13 protein-coding genes are annotated in these 17,147 nt (G+C 56.9%); 11 read left to right on the plus strand and 2 right to left on the minus strand.

Annotation, left to right across the window (positions count from 1 at the left end):
* The first annotated feature begins 3 nt into the window (after positions 1-3).
* From fliR to AC3WOK_RS18835, 3 genes are read left to right on the plus strand one after another with little or no spacing between them, the layout of a single operon-like run.
* On the plus strand, positions 4-777 hold the full coding sequence (gene fliR, locus AC3WOK_RS18825) for a flagellar biosynthetic protein FliR (RefSeq protein WP_063957939.1): 774 nt from the start codon (positions 4-6) through the stop codon (positions 775-777).
* Positions 774-1,910 (plus strand): flagellar biosynthesis protein FlhB, encoded by a 1,137-nt coding sequence (flhB, locus tag AC3WOK_RS18830; RefSeq protein WP_492354953.1) that lies wholly within the window; start codon positions 774-776, stop codon positions 1,908-1,910. Before fliR ends, flhB begins: the two co-directional genes overlap by 4 nt.
* Positions 1,897-3,993, plus strand: coding sequence for a flagellar biosynthesis protein FlhA (locus AC3WOK_RS18835; protein ID WP_059310329.1), 2,097 nt, complete (start codon positions 1,897-1,899; stop codon positions 3,991-3,993). Before flhB ends, AC3WOK_RS18835 begins: the two co-directional genes overlap by 14 nt.
* 1 nt (position 3,994) lies before the next feature.
* Here AC3WOK_RS18835 and AC3WOK_RS18840 read toward each other — a convergent pair whose 3' ends face one another.
* Positions 3,995-4,840, minus strand: coding sequence for a lysozyme inhibitor LprI family protein (locus tag AC3WOK_RS18840; RefSeq protein ID WP_429055378.1), 846 nt, complete (start codon positions 4,838-4,840; stop codon positions 3,995-3,997).
* A gap of 546 nt (positions 4,841-5,386) precedes the next feature.
* Here AC3WOK_RS18840 and AC3WOK_RS18845 point away from each other — a divergent pair.
* Positions 5,387-6,004 (plus strand): trimeric intracellular cation channel family protein, encoded by a 618-nt coding sequence (locus tag AC3WOK_RS18845; RefSeq protein ID WP_492354954.1) that lies wholly within the window; start codon positions 5,387-5,389, stop codon positions 6,002-6,004.
* A gap of 2 nt (positions 6,005-6,006) precedes the next feature.
* Here the strand turns inward: AC3WOK_RS18845 and ligB are convergent, their stop codons facing one another.
* Positions 6,007-7,677: an NAD-dependent DNA ligase LigB gene (gene ligB / locus AC3WOK_RS18850; protein ID WP_492354955.1), complete on the minus strand. Its 1,671-nt coding sequence runs from the start codon at positions 7,675-7,677 to the stop codon at positions 6,007-6,009.
* A gap of 251 nt (positions 7,678-7,928) precedes the next feature.
* Here ligB and gmk point away from each other — a divergent pair, with 251 nt between their 5' ends.
* The 7 genes from gmk to AC3WOK_RS18885 all read left to right on the plus strand — a co-directional run bounded on the left by gmk (position 7,929) and on the right by AC3WOK_RS18885 (position 17,103).
* Positions 7,929-8,552 carry a guanylate kinase gene (gmk, locus tag AC3WOK_RS18855; protein ID WP_059310324.1) on the plus strand — a complete coding sequence of 208 codons (624 nt, stop codon included), beginning with the start codon at positions 7,929-7,931 and terminating at the stop codon, positions 8,550-8,552.
* Between the two features lie 54 nt (positions 8,553-8,606).
* Complete coding sequence (gene rpoZ, locus AC3WOK_RS18860; protein ID WP_000135058.1) at positions 8,607-8,882, plus strand: DNA-directed RNA polymerase subunit omega; 276 nt, start codon at positions 8,607-8,609, stop codon at positions 8,880-8,882.
* Between the two features lie 19 nt (positions 8,883-8,901).
* The gene (spoT, locus tag AC3WOK_RS18865; RefSeq protein ID WP_492354956.1) at positions 8,902-11,016 is read left to right on the plus strand and encodes a bifunctional GTP diphosphokinase/guanosine-3',5'-bis pyrophosphate 3'-pyrophosphohydrolase; all 2,115 of its coding nucleotides are present in this window, start codon (positions 8,902-8,904) and stop codon (positions 11,014-11,016) included.
* A gap of 4 nt (positions 11,017-11,020) precedes the next feature.
* Positions 11,021-11,710, plus strand: a complete 690-nt coding sequence (trmH, locus tag AC3WOK_RS18870; RefSeq protein ID WP_492354957.1) for a tRNA (guanosine(18)-2'-O)-methyltransferase TrmH — start codon at positions 11,021-11,023, stop codon at positions 11,708-11,710.
* Positions 11,711-11,713: 3 nt separating this feature from the next.
* Positions 11,714-13,795: an ATP-dependent DNA helicase RecG gene (gene recG / locus AC3WOK_RS18875; protein WP_059310322.1), complete on the plus strand. Its 2,082-nt coding sequence runs from the start codon at positions 11,714-11,716 to the stop codon at positions 13,793-13,795.
* A gap of 108 nt (positions 13,796-13,903) precedes the next feature.
* On the plus strand, positions 13,904-15,295 hold the full coding sequence (gene xanP, locus AC3WOK_RS18880; RefSeq protein WP_047347510.1) for a xanthine/proton symporter XanP: 1,392 nt from the start codon (positions 13,904-13,906) through the stop codon (positions 15,293-15,295).
* A 119-nt stretch (positions 15,296-15,414) separates the two neighbouring features.
* Positions 15,415-17,103 (plus strand): AsmA family protein, encoded by a 1,689-nt coding sequence (locus AC3WOK_RS18885; RefSeq protein WP_492354958.1) that lies wholly within the window; start codon positions 15,415-15,417, stop codon positions 17,101-17,103.
* The last annotated feature ends 44 nt before the right edge of the window (positions 17,104-17,147 follow it).

Here is a 17,147-nt window from a genome sequence, read left to right on the forward strand (position 1 = left end):
GTCATGGGAATCGATATTCAGGCGCTGTGGACGCCGGTCATGGCACTGGTGCTGCCCTTCTTCCGCATCCTCGCCTTTTTACAGTTTGCGCCGGTGCTCGATAACCGCGTCTTTTCCCGGCGCATCAAAATCGGCACCGCGCTGGCGCTGGCCATCATCATTACGCCGATGCTGCCGCATAACGTGGTACTTAACGAACTGATTTCCCTGCGCAGTATTTTGCTGATTGGTGAACAGCTGCTGTGGGGGTTTATCTTCGCCACCGCGCTGCAGCTGGTGTTCGTCGCGCTGCAAACGGCCGGGCATATTCTGTCGATGAACATGGGGCTCGGGATGGCGATGATGAACGACCCGGTCAACGGCAGCTCCACTACGGTTATCTCTCAGATTATCTATATCTTCTGCGGCCTGCTGTTTTTCATTATGGACGGGCATTTGCTGCTGGTGACCATTCTGTTCAAGGGTTTCAGCTACTGGCCCATCGGGCAGGCCATTAACCAGCCGTCGCTCATGCTGGTCGTTCAGGGTCTGGGCTGGATTATGGCCTCCGCAACGCTGATTGCGCTGCCGACCACCTTCGTGATGCTGATCGTTCAGGGCGGCTTCGGCCTGCTTAACCGGGTCTCCCCGACGCTGAACCTGTTCTCGCTCGGGTTCCCTATCAGCATGCTGTTTGGGCTGCTGTGTATTTCAATGCTGGTGACCAACATTCCGGATCACTACCTCAATCTGACCAATGAAATCCTGGCGAAACTTGACGCCATAAGGGTGCAGTGATGGCCTCAAGCGGCGATAAAAGCGAAAAACCCACCCCCGGGAAGCTGCGCAAAGCGCGGGAAAAGGGGGATATCCCCCGTTCAAAAGATCTAACCATGGCCGTCGGGCTGGTGGCGTCCTTTTTCACTCTGGCGACGTTTTTGCCCTATTACCGGCAGCTGATCGGCGAGTCGTTCGCCGCCGCCGGCACGATGGCGCAGGACCTTGATAACCCCACCATTCTGAACCAGTTCCTGATGCTCAACCTGAGCGTGCTGCTGCGCTTTATCGCTACGTTAACCCCGATTTCCCTGGCCTGCATCATGGCCAGCCTGGTGCCGGGCGGCTGGTTATTTACCCCGACGAAGATCAAGCCGGACTTTAAAAAGCTCAGCCCGATAAGCGGCATCAAGCGCGTTTTTTCCGCCAGCCATTACACGGAAGTCGGCAAAATGCTGCTCAAATGCGCGACCATCCTCGCCGTGCTTTACACGATGGTACATAGCCAGATGGGCGATCTTCTGCACCTGCAGCGGCTCTACCTGAACCAGGCGATTACGCACGGTTTTTCTATTTTCCATCACGTTGTCAGCTACTTCGTCGCCGTTATCGTTATTTTCGCCCTGCTTGACGTGCCGCTGAGCAAGTATATGTTCACCAAAAAGATGCGCATGACCAAGCAGGAGGTGAAAGAAGAGTACAAAAACAACGACGGTAATCCGCAGATTAAAGGGCGCATTCGCCAGCTACAGCGCCAGATGGCGATGGGGCAGATCTCGCGAACCGTACCCACCGCCGACGTCATCATCACTAACCCAACCCACTACGCGGTGGCGCTGAAGTACGACCCGCAGAAGGCGGAAGCGCCGTATATCGTTGCGAAAGGCATAGACGACGTGGCGCTGTGGATCCGTGAAGTGGGCGCCAGCCACAGCATCGAAGTGGTGGAATTCCCGCCGCTGGCGCGCGCGGTGTACTACACCACCCGCGTTAATCAACAAATTCCGGCGCAGCTGTTTCGCGCCATCGCTCACGTGCTGACCTACGTCATGCAGCTCAAATCCTGGCGCGAGGGTCGCGTTGAGCAAAAACCCCGCCTGAACAGGCACATTGATATTCCTCAAGAGGTATTAAAAGCCAATGGCGAACAGTAAGTTGCACAACGTGCTGGGCGTGCTCCGCAAGGGGCAAGTTGCGGTACCTGTCCTGCTTCTCTGCGTGCTGGCGATGGTTATCCTACCGCTATCGCCGCTGATGCTGGACATCCTGTTTACATTCAATATCGTGCTGGCGGTCATCGTGCTGCTGGTGGCGGTAAACATGCAGCGTCCGCTGGATTTTGCCGTTTTCCCGACCCTGCTGCTGATCACCACGCTGATGCGCCTGACGCTGAACGTGGCCTCGACGCGCGTCGTGTTGCTGAACGGTCATCTGGGTGAGGGGGCGGCCGGTAAGGTCATTGAAGCCTTCGGCCAGGTGGTGATCGGCGGCGACTTCGTCGTCGGCTTCGTGGTGTTTATCATCCTGATGATCATTAACTTTGTGGTGGTCACCAAAGGGGCGGAACGTATTTCAGAAGTCTCCGCGCGCTTTACGCTGGACGCGCTGCCGGGCAAGCAGATGGCGATCGACGCCGATATGAATGCGGGGCTCATCAATCAGCAACAGGCGCGCGCGCGTCGTCAGGAAGTGGCGAAGGAAGCAGACTTCTACGGCGCGATGGACGGTGCCTCAAAGTTTGTGCGCGGCGACGCCATCGCCGGCATCATGGTGCTGATCATCAACGTGATTGGCGGTATCTGTATCGGCATCTTTAAATACGATCTGGATGCCAGCCACGCGTTTCGCCAGTACGTCCTGCTGACGATTGGTGACGGCCTGGTCGCCCAGATCCCGTCGCTGCTGCTGGCCACCGCCGCCGCCATCATCGTTACCCGCGTCAGTGAAGGTAACGACATCAGCGACGAAATTAAAAGCCAGCTGCTGTCCAAACCGAGGGTGCTGTACACTGCCGCATTCGTGATGTTTATCCTCGCGATCGTGCCGGGTATGCCGCACATTGCCTTCCTGAGCTTTACCGCTCTGCTGCTGTTTGCCGCCTGGCGACAAAGCAAGGCGGTGCAGCCTGCGCCGCAAGAGACGGACATGGAGGCCATCAACGACGCGCTGGCACCTGACGCCAACCCGCCGATTACCTGGGACAGCATTCCGCTGGTAGAGCCGATAGGCCTGAACCTGGGCTATAAGCTGGTCTCCATGGTTGATGAATCACGGGGCAGCCCGCTGTCGCTGCGCGTGCGCGGGGTGCGCCAGGTAATCTCTGAGCTATGCGGCGTGCTATTGCCTGAAATTCGCATTCGCGAGAACTTCCGCCTCAAGCCCGCGCAGTACGCCATTCATATCAACGGCATCCGCACGGCGCTGGGGGACGTTAACGCCGACAAGCTGATGGCAATCCCCGGCACCGAGCTGTACGGTGAAATCGACGGGGTGCTGGACACCGACCCCGCCTACGGGATGGCGATCGTATGGATTGACCCGGAGCAGAAAGCGAAGGCGCTGAACCTTGGCTATCAGGTGGTGGATTGCGCCAGCGTGGTGGCAACCCATATTAATAAAGTCGCCCGCGAACATCTGCCGGAGCTGTTTAACTACGACGACATTACCCATCTTCATGCCCGCCTGGCACAGCAGGCACCGAAGCTGGCAGAAGATTTAAGCGCCGCGCTCAACTATAGCCAGCTGCTGCGGGTTTACCGTCAGCTGCTGCTGGAGCAGGTGTCGCTCAAGGATATCGTCACCATCGCGTCAACGCTGCTTGAAAGTTCGGCGGTGACAAAAGATCCGATACTGCTCACCTCAGATGTGCGCTACGCGCTGCGTCGCGCTATCGTCCACAGCATCAACGGCGATCGTCCGCAGCTGGCGGCCTACACCATCGATAGCCAGCTGGAAAACATGCTGCTGAACGCGCTCAACCAGGCGCAGCAGGCAGGAAAAGTGGCGCTGGACAGCTTCCCGGTTGACCCGAATATCCTGACCCAGCTGCAAAATACGATGCCGATGATTTATGAGCAGATGAAAGCGAAAGGCTTGCCGCCGCTGCTGCTGGTTACGCCACAGCTGCGGCCGGTCATCTCGCGCTACGGAAGGCTGTTCGCCAGCGGACTACACGTGCTTTCCTACAATGAAGTGCCGGATGATGCCGATCTTAACGTGGTGGGCACGCTCGCCTGATTTATTGAGACAGGTAGCGCAATTTCCATTCCGCCAGGGTACGCGGCATTTTAGCCGTATCGTTACCCTGGGTACTGAAGTAGGAAAACGCCAGCTTGCCCTTATCGTCAGGCTCAATCCGCGCCGCCCAGATGTCGTTAGCGGTGTACATAATAATCGCCGTACGCGTATTGGCGGCGCCGCGAACCCACATTGATACGACCGTTGCGCCGATGTTATCAATATCGTCCTGATAGATATAAATATTGGCGGTATCTACAAACTTTTGGTATTCGTCACCCACCAGCGCGCGAAAGCGTTCGTCTACCTTCGCATCCCGGAAGATCTCCAGCGACTGCAGGGTCGCTTTTGGCCGCGGATCCTGGTCAGACTTCACATAACGGCCATCAATAAACGCGCCGCTGGGCATTAACAGACGGCAACCCCAGTCCGCATTGCTGTATGCCTGGATGGCGCCGCTTATCCGCGGAATAAACAGCACCTTACAATGCTTGCTGTCGACCATATTATCGATCAGCACCATACCGTTTAATTTTCGGGCCTCTGCGGTGAATTCATCTTTATTCAATCCCGCCCAGATACGAATATCAGCAATGATTGACCAGTCCGCACTGTGGCTGAACTGGATCACACCGCCGCTGACGTTGGCGGCACTGGTATTCCACCAGCGCCCCTCCCAGGAGAAGTCAGACGGCACGTCAGCAATCCTGCTGATGCCGGTGTAGTAAGCGCGCTCAATACAGTCGTCCGAGGCACACTCACTGAGCGACTTCTCCCATGCCTCAAACTCCTGATGCACCTGACCGGCATCACGATAAACCAGCATCGCCCGGTAGACGTTCGTCATGGTGTCATCCAGCCAGTGCAGATTGGCATTATTACAAATTGTATTCTGCAGCGGCGTTGCGGCGCGCTGGCAATTGACGGCAAAAACGCTGGTGCTGGTTAATGCCGCTGTAATAATAAATAACTTAATCAGACACTTAATCATGTAGGATGTTTTTTAATCAAAAAGGGCGCATATTTTGTCTAAAAGATATTTTCATTGCAATAAAAGGTTATAAATAATTCACATGATAAATTATTAAGGAATCGTTTTTATTGTAGCCAACTCTTATTAATTGTTTATCTATTAAATTTATTATCGAGTATATTGTTATAAAAAAATCTTTCGCGCATAAAAGATTACTTTTTATAATCCATCACTGCACCGAAAACGTCGTCAACGCACCTTAAAAGAAAGGCAATTTATTTTAGCAAACAACGAATTATCACACATGGCGCTCAGATAAATTCATTAACTAAATTTATCCAAAATGGCTCGCCTTAGAAAATTTCAATCGTGATCTTGCGCACAAATCGCTAACCTCCTCGCGTTCACACCGGAGGGTATATGCTGCTTCACATTCTTTATATTATTGGTATCACCGCAGAAGCCATGACCGGCGCACTGGCCGCCGGGCGTCGCCGGATGGACACCTTTGGCGTGATCATTATTGCCACAGCAACCGCGCTGGGCGGCGGTTCCGTGCGCGATATCCTACTGGGCCATTACCCACTCGGCTGGGTTAAACACCCTGAGTATGTGATTATCGTGGCGACGGCTGCCGTATTAACCACCATTGTGGCACCCGTTATGCCCCACCTGCGCCGCCTGTTCCTGGTGCTTGATGCGCTGGGGCTGATCGTCTTTTCGATAATCGGCGCGCAAATCGCGCTCGATATGGGTGAAGGGCCGGTCATCGCCACCATTGCTGCCGTGGTCACGGGGGTGTTCGGTGGTGTGCTGCGGGATATGTTCTGCAAACGCATTCCCCTGGTCTTCCAGAAAGAGCTGTATGCGGGTATCTCTTTTGCTGCAGCGGTGCTCTATATTGCCCTGCAGCATTACGTTTCTAACCAGGATGTGGTGGTCATCTCCACGCTGCTGTTTGGCTTTACTGCCCGCATGCTTGCGCTGCGTCTGAAGCTCGGGCTTCCCGTTTTTCATTACAAACACAGCGCACACTGATTTCAGAACCCGTTGATGTGCTGCTGAGCAAGCCACCTGACCAGCACATCAATTTCTGGCGCGTGTATCCAGTTAACAATTTGCCTGGCCTTCTCTTCTCCCGTTCCCGGCAAGGTCTGCCAGTCCTTTGCGTTACGCCCGCTCATCTCCTGCCACGATATGTCTCCCAACGCCCTCAGTGAAGCCTGCGTCAGCGGAACGCCGAGTGCCATGAGCCAGCGGATAAATGGCTGCTCGCGCACCAGATTAAATCGATGCCAGAGCGCCAGCCCGCGTGCTGAAGAAAACCCCGGTGTAGCCTGCAGTTGAGACTGGGTTAATAACAGCCATGAGAAGAGATGTTCAAAACGATGCGCCTGCCAGAGGGTTCGCCATCCTGACTCGCCTAATCCTTCAATATTGAATACCTGCTTTGAGCTGATCCACGTCAGCCTGGCAAAGAACTGCTCCATGCACGCCGGTGAGGCATAAAAACAGCTAAGAGCATGATAACGCGAGTCCGGAGGCACGGGTTTATGCCTGTCTGCCCCTCGCCAGACCACCCTATCGAACCGGGGGATACCCTGCCCGGCCAGGCTGACCTGTATCTGATCGCCCGGGGCAATATCCAGCCTCTGCCAGCGCCCCACCGAGCCCAGACTCACCCGCTGCACCTGTTTATCATCCAGCTGCATAGGCTCCAGTGCCGCAACAACGGAAATTTTGCCCGTTCGCCCCACGGTAAAATGAATATCGCTGACCTCAGCGACCCGTGCTGCAGGAGGATATTTCCACGCGACGACCCAGTTGCCTTCTCCGGGCAACCAATTTTCACCCGAAGGGGCGTCTGCTGACCGGACCACAATGCCATCCGTGGCAAAGGGTAATACGGTGTTTTGCCATGCCGAACGCTGTTTTTCGACGGCATCAACGGTTTCAACCGGCAGGGTATAGCGTGCCGTCAGAGAGAATCCGGCCCTGGAAAGCTCAGATAACCGGTTCTGCATTCCTTTCGGCCCGTCCGGCCAGGCCCAGATAAATATCCCTGTCTGGCTCAGAAGCGTGTTGTCCTTTTGTCGCATCATCGCACCCGCTACTTTTGCGCGCGCATTCATGCCACCCATCTGCCGCTGAATGTGGTTGTCACGCAACCAAAAAAGCTCGCCCTGCAGGACGCTGTTTGCCAGCAAGCCGGACACCTCTTGGGGCACTGAAGGAATTAAACGCGCTTGCGCAGTCCAGTCCTCGCCTTTTAGCCCATTTCCACGGCTAATGGCCTGAGTTAGCTTTCCGTCGCGATACACCAGAGTTACCGCTACGCCGTCGACTTTAGGCTGCATCCAGAGATTGCCCCGGCCGCGCATCCACTGGGCAAGTGCTTCTTTGCTGGCAGCTTTATGAACTCCCGTATGGGCGACAGGGTGTTTTACGTTGCCCGTCAGCGCAGGAAGGGTGTCCTCAGGAAGATCCGTACCAAAGCAGCGCTGCCACTGCGTTAGCCGCCCGTTAAGCTGGTCATAAACCTCGTCATTGACCTCGCTCACGCCCTGCTTCCAGTAAGCCTCATCCCAGCGTTTGATTTGCGCGCTTAACGACGCGATTTCTTTCTCTGCTTTGGCCTGCGACCACACCGGACACACTGCCGCGCCATAGCCACACCACAACAGCATTAACCCGCTAATCCATCGCCACATCGCTACCCCTCCTTTGTGTTGCAGGAGATATACCGCGATGTCTAAAACAACGCTAACGACAACGTTTCACCGTGCGAGGTGCTATCCGGTATTTCTTTTTGTTGCTGTAAACCACAGATAAAACCTGAAAACGGTACGCAAAATTCAATAATCCAGGGGAAAAAGTGTGACAAAGGCTACGTCACACGGCGGTGACGTGTATAATAAGCCCGTATGTAGGACTTCTTCGCTAACACATACAAAAGACTCTCATGGCTCAAGGCACGCTTTATATTGTTTCGGCCCCTAGTGGCGCGGGTAAATCCAGCCTTATTCAGGCACTGTTAAAAACCCAACCGTTGTACGACACACAGGTTTCTGTTTCTCACACCACGCGAGTACCGCGTCCGGGTGAAGTGCACGGTGAACACTATTTCTTTGTAGATCACGACGAGTTCAGAGCGATGATCGGCAGAGACGCGTTTCTTGAACACGCTGAAGTTTTCGGTAATTACTACGGCACCTCGCGTGAAACCATTGAGCAGGTTCTGGCCACGGGCGTAAATGTGTTCCTGGATATCGACTGGCAGGGCGCACAGCAAATTCGCAAGAAAATGCCTGACTCGCGCAGTATCTTTATTTTACCGCCATCGAAAGATGAGCTGGATCGCCGCCTGCGTGGCCGCGGTCAGGACAGCGAAGAAGTGATCGCAAAGCGTATGGAACAGGCTGTTGCAGAAATGAGCCATTACGCGGAATATGATTACCTTATTGTGAATGATGATTTTGATGCCGCGCTGAGCGATCTCAAAACCATTCTTCGCGCAGAACGTCTGCGTATGAGCCGCCAGAAGCAGCGACATGACGCATTAATCACCAAACTGTTGGCAGACTGAACCCACTTTCAGTATCATGCCCAGTCATTTCTTCACCTGTGGAGCATTTTAAGTATGGCACGCGTAACTGTTCAGGACGCTGTAGAGAAAATTGGTAACCGTTTTGACCTGGTGCTGGTCGCCGCGCGTCGCGCTCGTCAGATGCAGGTAGGCGGTAAAGATCCGCTGGTACCGGAAGAAAACGATAAAACCACCGTTATTGCACTTCGCGAAATCGAAGAAGGTCTGATTAACAACCAGATCCTCGACGTGCGTGAGCGCCAGGAGCAGCAAGAGCAGGAAGCCGCAGAACTGCAGGCCGTAACCGCTATTGCTGAAGGTCGTCGTTAATTAAACCTGCGGGTCGCCCTTGTATCTGTTTGAAAGCCTGAATCAACTGATTCAAACCTACCTGCCTGAAGACCAGATTAAGCGTCTTCAGCAGGCGTATCTCGTTGCACGTGACGCTCACGAGGGCCAGACACGTTCAAGCGGTGAACCCTATATCACGCACCCGGTAGCGGTGGCCTGTATTCTGGCCGAGATGAAACTCGACCACGAAACGCTGATGGCCGCTCTGCTGCACGACGTGATTGAAGATACCCCTGCCACTTACCAGGACATGGAACAGCTGTTTGGCAAAAGCGTTGCCGAACTGGTGGAAGGGGTCTCTAAGCTTGATAAGCTGAATTTCCGCGACAAGAAAGAGGCGCAAGCCGAAAACTTCCGCAAGATGATTATGGCGATGGTGCAGGATATCCGCGTCATTCTCATCAAACTCGCTGACCGTACCCACAACATGCGCACGCTGGGCTCACTTCGCCCGGACAAACGGCGCCGCATTGCCCGTGAAACCCTCGAAATCTACAGTCCGCTGGCGCACCGTTTAGGTATTCATCACATTAAAACCGAGCTGGAAGAGCTGGGTTTTGAAGCGCTGTACCCGAACCGCTATCGCGTGATTAAAGAGGTGGTGAAAGCCGCACGCGGTAACCGTAAAGAGATGATTCAGAAGATCCTCTCTGAGATTGAAGGGCGCTTGCAGGAAGCGGGGATCCCGTGCCGCGTCAGCGGTCGCGAAAAACACCTGTACTCCATTTACTGTAAAATGGTGCTCAAAGAGCAGCGTTTTCACTCGATCATGGATATCTACGCGTTCCGCGTGATCGTCCACGACGCCGACACGTGCTATCGCGTGCTGGGGCAGATGCACAGCCTGTATAAACCGCGTCCTGGTCGGATGAAAGATTACATCGCCATTCCAAAAGCGAACGGCTATCAATCTTTGCACACCTCGATGATCGGGCCACACGGCGTGCCGGTTGAAGTGCAAATTCGCACCGAAGACATGGACCAGATGGCGGAGATGGGTGTTGCCGCGCATTGGGCCTATAAAGAGCACGGTGGCGAAAGCAGCACGACCGCACAAATCCGCGCCCAGCGCTGGATGCAAAGCCTGCTGGAGCTTCAGCAGAGTGCGGGCAGCTCGTTTGAATTTATCGAGAGCGTGAAGTCCGATCTCTTCCCGGATGAGATTTACGTTTTCACCCCAGAAGGCCGTATTGTCGAACTGCCTGCGGGCGCGACGCCGGTCGACTTCGCTTACGCCGTGCATACCGACATCGGGCATGCCTGCGTGGGCGCTCGCGTCGACAGACAACCTTATCCGCTGTCTCAGCCGCTCTCCAGCGGCCAGACGGTGGAAATCATTACCGCGCCGGGTGCACGTCCGAACGCGGCTTGGCTGAACTTTGTCGTGAGCTCTAAAGCACGCGCCAAAATTCGTCAGCTGTTGAAAAACCTCAAGCGTGATGATTCCGTTAGCCTCGGGCGTCGTCTGCTCAACCACGCGTTGGGCGGCAGCCGCAAGCTGGCCGAAATCCCGCAGGAGAACGTCCAGCGTGAGCTGGAGCGCATGAAGCTCGCCTCGCTTGACGATCTGCTGGCTGAAATTGGCCTCGGCAACGCCATGAGCGTGGTGGTGGCGAAGAACCTGCAGCAGGGCGACACGACAGCCGTACCTGCCACGACACAAAGCCACGGACACCTGCCGATTAAAGGCGCGGATGGCGTGCTTATCACGTTCGCAAAATGTTGCCGCCCCATCCCTGGCGACCCGATTATTGCGCACGTCAGCCCGGGCAAAGGGCTGGTTATCCACCATGAATCCTGTCGTAACATCCGCGGCTATCAGAAAGAAGCCGAGAAGTTTATGGCGGTTGAGTGGGATAAAGAGACCGCGCAGGAATTTATCACCGAAATTAAGGTGGATATGTTCAACCACCAGGGTGCTCTGGCGAACCTGACGGCAGCGATCAACACGGCGTCTTCCAATATTCAAAGCCTGAATACGGAAGAAAAAGATGGCCGCGTTTATAGCGCCTTTATTCGTCTGACCGCCCGCGACCGCGTGCATCTGGCGAATATTATGCGCAAGATCCGCGTCATGCCGGACGTGATTAAAGTCACCCGTAACCGAAACTAGTGGTATGAATTCACAACGTTACGCGCGTATATGCGACATGCTCGACAGGCGTCAGCCTGACCTGACGGTCTGCATGGAGCAGGTCCATAAACCTCATAACGTCTCTGCTATCGTCCGTACCGCAGATGCCGTCGGCGTGCATGAAGTGCACGCCGTCTGGCCGGACGGCCGTATGCGAAATACGGTCTCGGCGGCGGCAGGCAGCAACAGCTGGGTGTCTGTCAAAAATCATCACACCATTGGTGAAGCCGTTTCGCACCTGAAAGGGCGCGGGATGCAGATCCTTGCGACCCACCTTTCCGCTAAAGCCGTAGATTTCCGCGAGATCGACTACACCCGCCCGACCTGTATTCTGATGGGCCAGGAGAAAACCGGGATCACCCAGGAAGCGCTTGCTCTGGCGGATCGGGACATCATCATTCCGATGACCGGCATGGTCCAGTCTCTCAACGTCTCCGTGGCCTCCGCGCTCATTCTGTATGAAGCGCAGCGCCAGCGTCAGAACGCCGGGATGTACGAGCGCAGCAACAGCATGCTGCCGGAAGATGAACAGCAGCGCCTGCTGTTTGAAGGTGGTTATCCGGTGCTGGCTCGCGTTGCGAAGCAGAAAAAATTGCCTTACCCCCACGTCAACGCGCAGGGCGAGATCGAAGCCGATGCCGAGTGGTGGGCCACTATGCAGTACGCTGGGTAACCGATGAAAGGCCGCCTGCTGGATGCCATCCCGCTCAATAGCCTGACGGGCGTGGGCGCGGCGCAAAGCAATAAGCTGGCAAAAATTGGCCTGCACACCGTGCAGGATCTCCTGCTCCACCTTCCCCTGCGCTACGAAGACCGCACTCAGCTCTACAAAATTGGCGATCTGCTGCCCGCCATTTATGCCACCGTTGAAGGCGAAGTCCTGAACTGCAACATCACATTCGGCGGACGCCGGATGATGACCTGTCAGATCAGCGACGGCACCGGCATTCTCACCATGCGTTTTTTCAACTTCAGCGCGGCGATGAAAAACAGCCTGGCAACGGGCCGCAGGGTGCTGGCCTATGGCGAAGCCAAACGCGGGAAATACGGCGCAGAGATGATCCACCCGGAGTACCGCGTTCAGGGCGATCTCAGCACGCCGGAGATGCAGGAGACGCTCACCCCGGTCTACCCGACGACTGAAGGCATCAAGCAGGCGACGCTGCGTAAGCTCACCGATCAGGCGCTGGAGCTGCTGGATACCTGCGCCATTACCGAGCTGCTGCCGCCAGAGCTGGCGCAGGGGATGATGAGCCTGCCCGAGGCGCTGCGCACGTTGCACCGCCCGCCGCCAACACTGCAACTCAGCGATTTAGAAAGCGGTAAACATCCCGCCCAACAGCGTCTTATCCTTGAGGAATTGCTGGCACATAACCTGAGCATGCTGGCGCTTCGCGCGGGCGCGCAGCGTTTCCATGCCCAGCCCTTAAGCCCGCGCGATGAGCTCAAAGATAAGCTGCTGGCCTCGCTGCCGTTTAAACCCACCGGCGCACAGGCGCGCGTCACCGCCGAGATTGAACGCGATATGGCGCTCGACGTACCGATGATGCGCCTGGTGCAGGGCGACGTGGGATCCGGTAAAACGCTGGTTGCCGCCCTGGCCGCCCTGCGCGCGATCGCCCACGGCAAACAGGTGGCGCTGATGGCGCCGACCGAACTGCTGGCCGAACAGCACGCCAACAACTTCCGCGCCTGGTTTGCACCGCTCGGCATTGAAGTGGGCTGGCTGGCCGGGAAGCAAAAAGGTAAAGCGCGCCTGGCACAGCAGGACGCCATTGCCAGCGGACAGGTGCAGATGATTGTCGGCACCCACGCTATATTTCAGGAGCAGGTGCAGTTTAACGGCCTCGCGCTGGTGATTATCGATGAACAGCACCGCTTTGGCGTGCATCAGCGTCTGGCGCTGTGGGAAAAGGGATTGCAGCAGGGTTTCCACCCGCATCAGCTGATCATGACCGCCACGCCCATTCCGCGCACCCTGGCGATGACGGCCTACGCCGATCTGGACACCTCCACCATCGACGAACTGCCGCCGGGTCGTACGCCGGTCACAACGGTTGCCATTCCGGACACACGCCGCAGCGATATCATCGACCGCGTGCGCAACGCCTGCACGCATGAAGGACGCCAGGCCTACTGGGTCTGTACACTTATTGAAGAGTCTGAGCTGCTGGAGGCGCAGGCTGCCGAAGCCACGTGGGAAGAGCTTAAGCTGGCGCTACCGGAACTGAACGTGGGTCTGGTTCACGGACGCATGAAGCCAGCCGAAAAACAGGCGGTGATGCAGTCGTTTAAACAGGGTGATTTACATCTGCTGATCGCCACCACGGTGATTGAGGTCGGCGTGGACGTGCCAAACTCTAGCCTGATGATCATCGAAAACCCGGAGCGTCTGGGCCTTGCCCAGCTCCACCAGCTTCGCGGGCGCGTTGGCCGCGGCGCGGTGGCGTCCCACTGCGTACTGCTCTACAAAGCCCCGCTTTCCAAAACCGCCCAGATGCGGTTACAGGTGCTGCGCGACAGCAACGACGGTTTTGTCATTGCGCAAAAAGACCTGGAGATCCGCGGCCCGGGCGAACTTCTGGGCACGCGTCAGACGGGGAACGCGGAATTCAAAGTCGCGGATTTACTGCGCGATCAGGCCATGATCCCCGAGGTTCAGCGCCTCGCCCGCCATATTCACGAACGCTACCCCGAACAGGCGGCAGCGTTAATTGAACGCTGGATGCCGGAAACCGAACGCTACTCCAACGCCTGATTTCAGGCGAACATCGGCAGATTTACTTGTCTTTTTTTGCTGGCAATCGTTTGCTTTTACCAGGTGGTCAGATAAAATGCCCGCTTTTCCACCGTGGGATTGCCGCTAATGTCCGTTAACACCATAGAGTCGCCCGATGCGCAACCGGTTGCGCAGAAGCAAAACAGCGAACTGATTTACCGCCTTGAAGACCGCCCGCCGCTGCCGCAGACGCTTTTCGCCGCCTGCCAGCATCTTCTGGCGATGTTTGTTGCGGTAATCACCCCGGCGCTGCTGATCTGTCAGGCGCTCGGCTTACCTGCGCAGGACACGCAGCACATCATCAGCATGTCTCTTTTCGCCTCCGGCGTGGCCTCGATAATTCAAATTAAAGCGTGGGGTCCGGTGGGGTCGGGATTACTGTCGATTCAGGGCACCAGCTTTAACTTCGTGGCGCCGCTGATCATGGGCGGTACCGCCCTGAAAACAGGCGGTGCGGATGTCCCAACCATGATGGCGGCGCTGTTTGGCACCCTGATGCTGGCAAGCTGCACGGAGATGGTGATTTCCCGCGTTCTGCATCTGGCGCGTCGCGTCATTACCCCGCTGGTTTCCGGCGTGGTCGTGATGATTATCGGCCTGTCGCTGATTCAGGTGGGCCTCACCTCCATCGGCGGCGGCTATGCCGCGATGAGCGACCACACCTTTGGCGCGCCGAAAAACCTGCTGCTGGCGGGCGTGGTGCTGGCCATCATTATTCTGCTTAACCGTCAGCGTAACCCCTACCTGCGCGTCGCCTCGCTGGTGATTGCCATGGCGGCAGGCTATCTGCTGGCGTGGGCGCTGGGCATGCTGCCGGAGAACACCGCGCCGACCAACAGCGCGCTGATCACCGTCCCGACGCCGCTCTACTACGGCCTGGGCATTGACTGGGGCCTGCTCCTGCCGCTGATGCTGGTCTTTATGATCACGTCACTGGAGACCATCGGCGATATCACCGCCACCTCGGACGTCTCCGAGCAGCCGGTGTCCGGCCCGCTGTATATGAAGCGTCTGAAAGGCGGCGTGCTGGCGAACGGCCTGAACTCGTTTGTCTCTGCGGTATTCAACACCTTCCCGAACTCCTGCTTCGGCCAGAACAACGGCGTGATCCAGCTGACCGGCGTGGCCAGCCGCTACGTGGGTTTCGTGGTGGCGCTGATGCTGATCGTTCTCGGCCTGTTCCCGGCGGTGAGCGGTTTTGTGCAGCACATTCCTGAGCCGGTGCTGGGCGGCGCAACGCTGGTCATGTTCGGGACGATCGCGGCCTCCGGCGTGCGTATCGTCTCTCGCGAGCCGCTGAACCGCCGTGCAATTATGATTATCGCGCTGTCGCTGGCCGTCGGTCTGGGTGTTTCTCAGCAGCCGTTAATCCTGCAGTTTGCCCCTGACTGGGTGAAAAACCTGCTCTCTTCCGGCATTGCCGCGGGCGGTATCACCGCTATCGTTCTGAACCTCGTTTTCCCGCCTGAGAAAAACTGATTTCTCTCACGGCAGGCAGTCAATGCCTGCCGTGACATCTAATTACACCATTCCCGCCTTGAGGATTGCGCATAAATCGTGCATAACTCCTCTATGTGCGTTTTGCGGGATGGAAGACCATGAAATTTATTGGAAAGCTACTCGTTTACCTTCTTGTCGCCCTGCTCATTGTGGTGCTGGCGCTCTATATTCTGCTCCAGACCCGCTGGGGTGCGGCTCAGGTCAGCAGCTGGGTGACGGTGAATACCGACTACGAGCTCAGTTTCGACAAAATGAACCACCGCTTTTCGTCGCCTTCCCACATCATTCTGGAAAACGTCACCTTCGGTCGGGACGGTAAACCCGCCACGCTGGTTGCCAAAAATGTTGATATTGGCCTGAGCAGCCGCCAGCTCACCGATCCGTTGCATATGGACACCATTACGCTGTTCGACGGCACGCTGAATCTCTCCCCGCAAACCGCGCCACTGCCCTTGCAGGCGGATCGCCTGCAGCTGAACAACATGGCGTTTAACAGCCCCAATACCGAGTGGGAGCTGAGCGCGCAAAAGGTGACGGGCGGCGTCAGCCCGTGGCAGCCGGAAGCGGGCAACGTGCTGGGTAAAAACGCGCAGATCCAGATGAGCGCCGGCTCGCTGACCCTGAACGGCGTACCGGCCACCAACGTGCTGATCGAGGGCCAGCTTAACGGTAAGGAAGTGGTACTGAACACCATTGGTGCCGATATGGCCCGCGGCTCGCTCACCGGCTCCGCCCTGCGCAACGCCGACGGGAGCTGGATTATCGATACCCTGCGTCTGAATGAGATCCGCCTGCAGAGCGATAAAACGCTGATGGCGTTCTTCGCGCCGCTGACGACGATCCCTTCGCTGCAGATTGGTCGTCTGGACGTGACCGATGCCCGGCTCCAGGGCCCGGACTGGGCGGTAACCGACCTGGATTTGAGCCTGCGCAACCTGACGCTGAGCAAAGGCGACTGGCAGAGCCAGGAGGGTCGCCTGTCCATGAACGCCAGCGAGTTCATCTACGGCTCACTGCATCTGTTCGACCCGATCCTGAACGCGGAATTCTCTCCGCAGGGCATGGCGCTGCGCCAGTTCACCTCCCGCTGGGAAGGCGGCATGGTGCGTACCTCTGGTAACTGGCTGCGCGACGGCAAAGCGCTGGTGCTGGACGATGTCGCCATCGCCGGGCTGGAGTACACCCTGCCCGAAAACTGGAAAACGCTGTGGATGGCGCCTGTGCCGGAATGGCTGAACAGCGTCACGCTGCAAAAATTCGGCCTGAGCCGCAACCTGGTGATCGACATCGATCCTGCCTTCCCGTGGCAGATCACGTCCCTGGACGGCTATGGCGCAAATTTACAGCTGGTGAAAGATCGCCAGTGGGGCGTGTGGGGCGGCAGCGCAACTCTGAACGGCGCGGCGGCAACCTTTAACCGCGTGGACGTGCGACGCCCGTCGCTGGCGCTGAACGCCAACGCCGCCACGGTGAATATTACCGACCTGAGCGCGTTTACCGAGAAAGGGATCCTGGAAGCAACCGCGACGGTTTCACAGCTTCCGCAGCGTCAGGCGACAGTAAGCCTGAACGGGCGCGGCGTACCGCTTAGCGTGCTGCAGCAGTGGGGCTGGCCTGCGCTGCCGATTGCGGGCGACGGCAATATTCAGCTCACCGCCAGCGGCAGCGTGCAGGCGAATGCGCCCCTGAAGCCAACGGTGAACGGCAAGCTAAGTGCGGTGAATATGGATAAACAGCAGGTGCAGCAGACGATGACGGGTGGTGTGGTTTCAACGCCGGTGCAATAAACAAGCCGGGTGGCGCAAGGTAAATGCAAAACGGCAACCCTGTT

Source organism: Enterobacter sp. FW301-JW81, from assembly GCF_058788735.1.

What these genes read in the sequence shown, in the direction of transcription:
- ligB (WP_492354955.1), bottom strand. Translation starts at nt 7,677, where the DNA reads ATGTGGCGATGGATTAGCGGGTTAATGCTGTTGTGGTGTGGCTATGGC.
- rpoZ (WP_000135058.1), top strand. Translation starts at nt 8,607, where the DNA reads ATGGCACGCGTAACTGTTCAGGACGCTGTAGAGAAAATTGGTAACCGT.
- trmH (WP_492354957.1), top strand. Translation starts at nt 11,021, where the DNA reads ATGAATTCACAACGTTACGCGCGTATATGCGACATGCTCGACAGGCGT.
- AC3WOK_RS18840 (WP_429055378.1), bottom strand. Translation starts at nt 4,840, where the DNA reads ATGACGAACGTCTACCGGGCGATGCTGGTTTATCGTGATGCCGGTCAG.
- xanP (WP_047347510.1), top strand. Translation starts at nt 13,904, where the DNA reads ATGTCCGTTAACACCATAGAGTCGCCCGATGCGCAACCGGTTGCGCAG.
- gmk (WP_059310324.1), top strand. Translation starts at nt 7,929, where the DNA reads ATGGCTCAAGGCACGCTTTATATTGTTTCGGCCCCTAGTGGCGCGGGT.
- AC3WOK_RS18845 (WP_492354954.1), top strand. Translation starts at nt 5,387, where the DNA reads ATGCTGCTTCACATTCTTTATATTATTGGTATCACCGCAGAAGCCATG.
- AC3WOK_RS18885 (WP_492354958.1), top strand. Translation starts at nt 15,415, where the DNA reads ATGAAATTTATTGGAAAGCTACTCGTTTACCTTCTTGTCGCCCTGCTC.
- fliR (WP_063957939.1), top strand. Translation starts at nt 4, where the DNA reads ATGGGAATCGATATTCAGGCGCTGTGGACGCCGGTCATGGCACTGGTG.
- recG (WP_059310322.1), top strand. Translation starts at nt 11,714, where the DNA reads ATGAAAGGCCGCCTGCTGGATGCCATCCCGCTCAATAGCCTGACGGGC.
- AC3WOK_RS18835 (WP_059310329.1), top strand. Translation starts at nt 1,897, where the DNA reads ATGGCGAACAGTAAGTTGCACAACGTGCTGGGCGTGCTCCGCAAGGGG.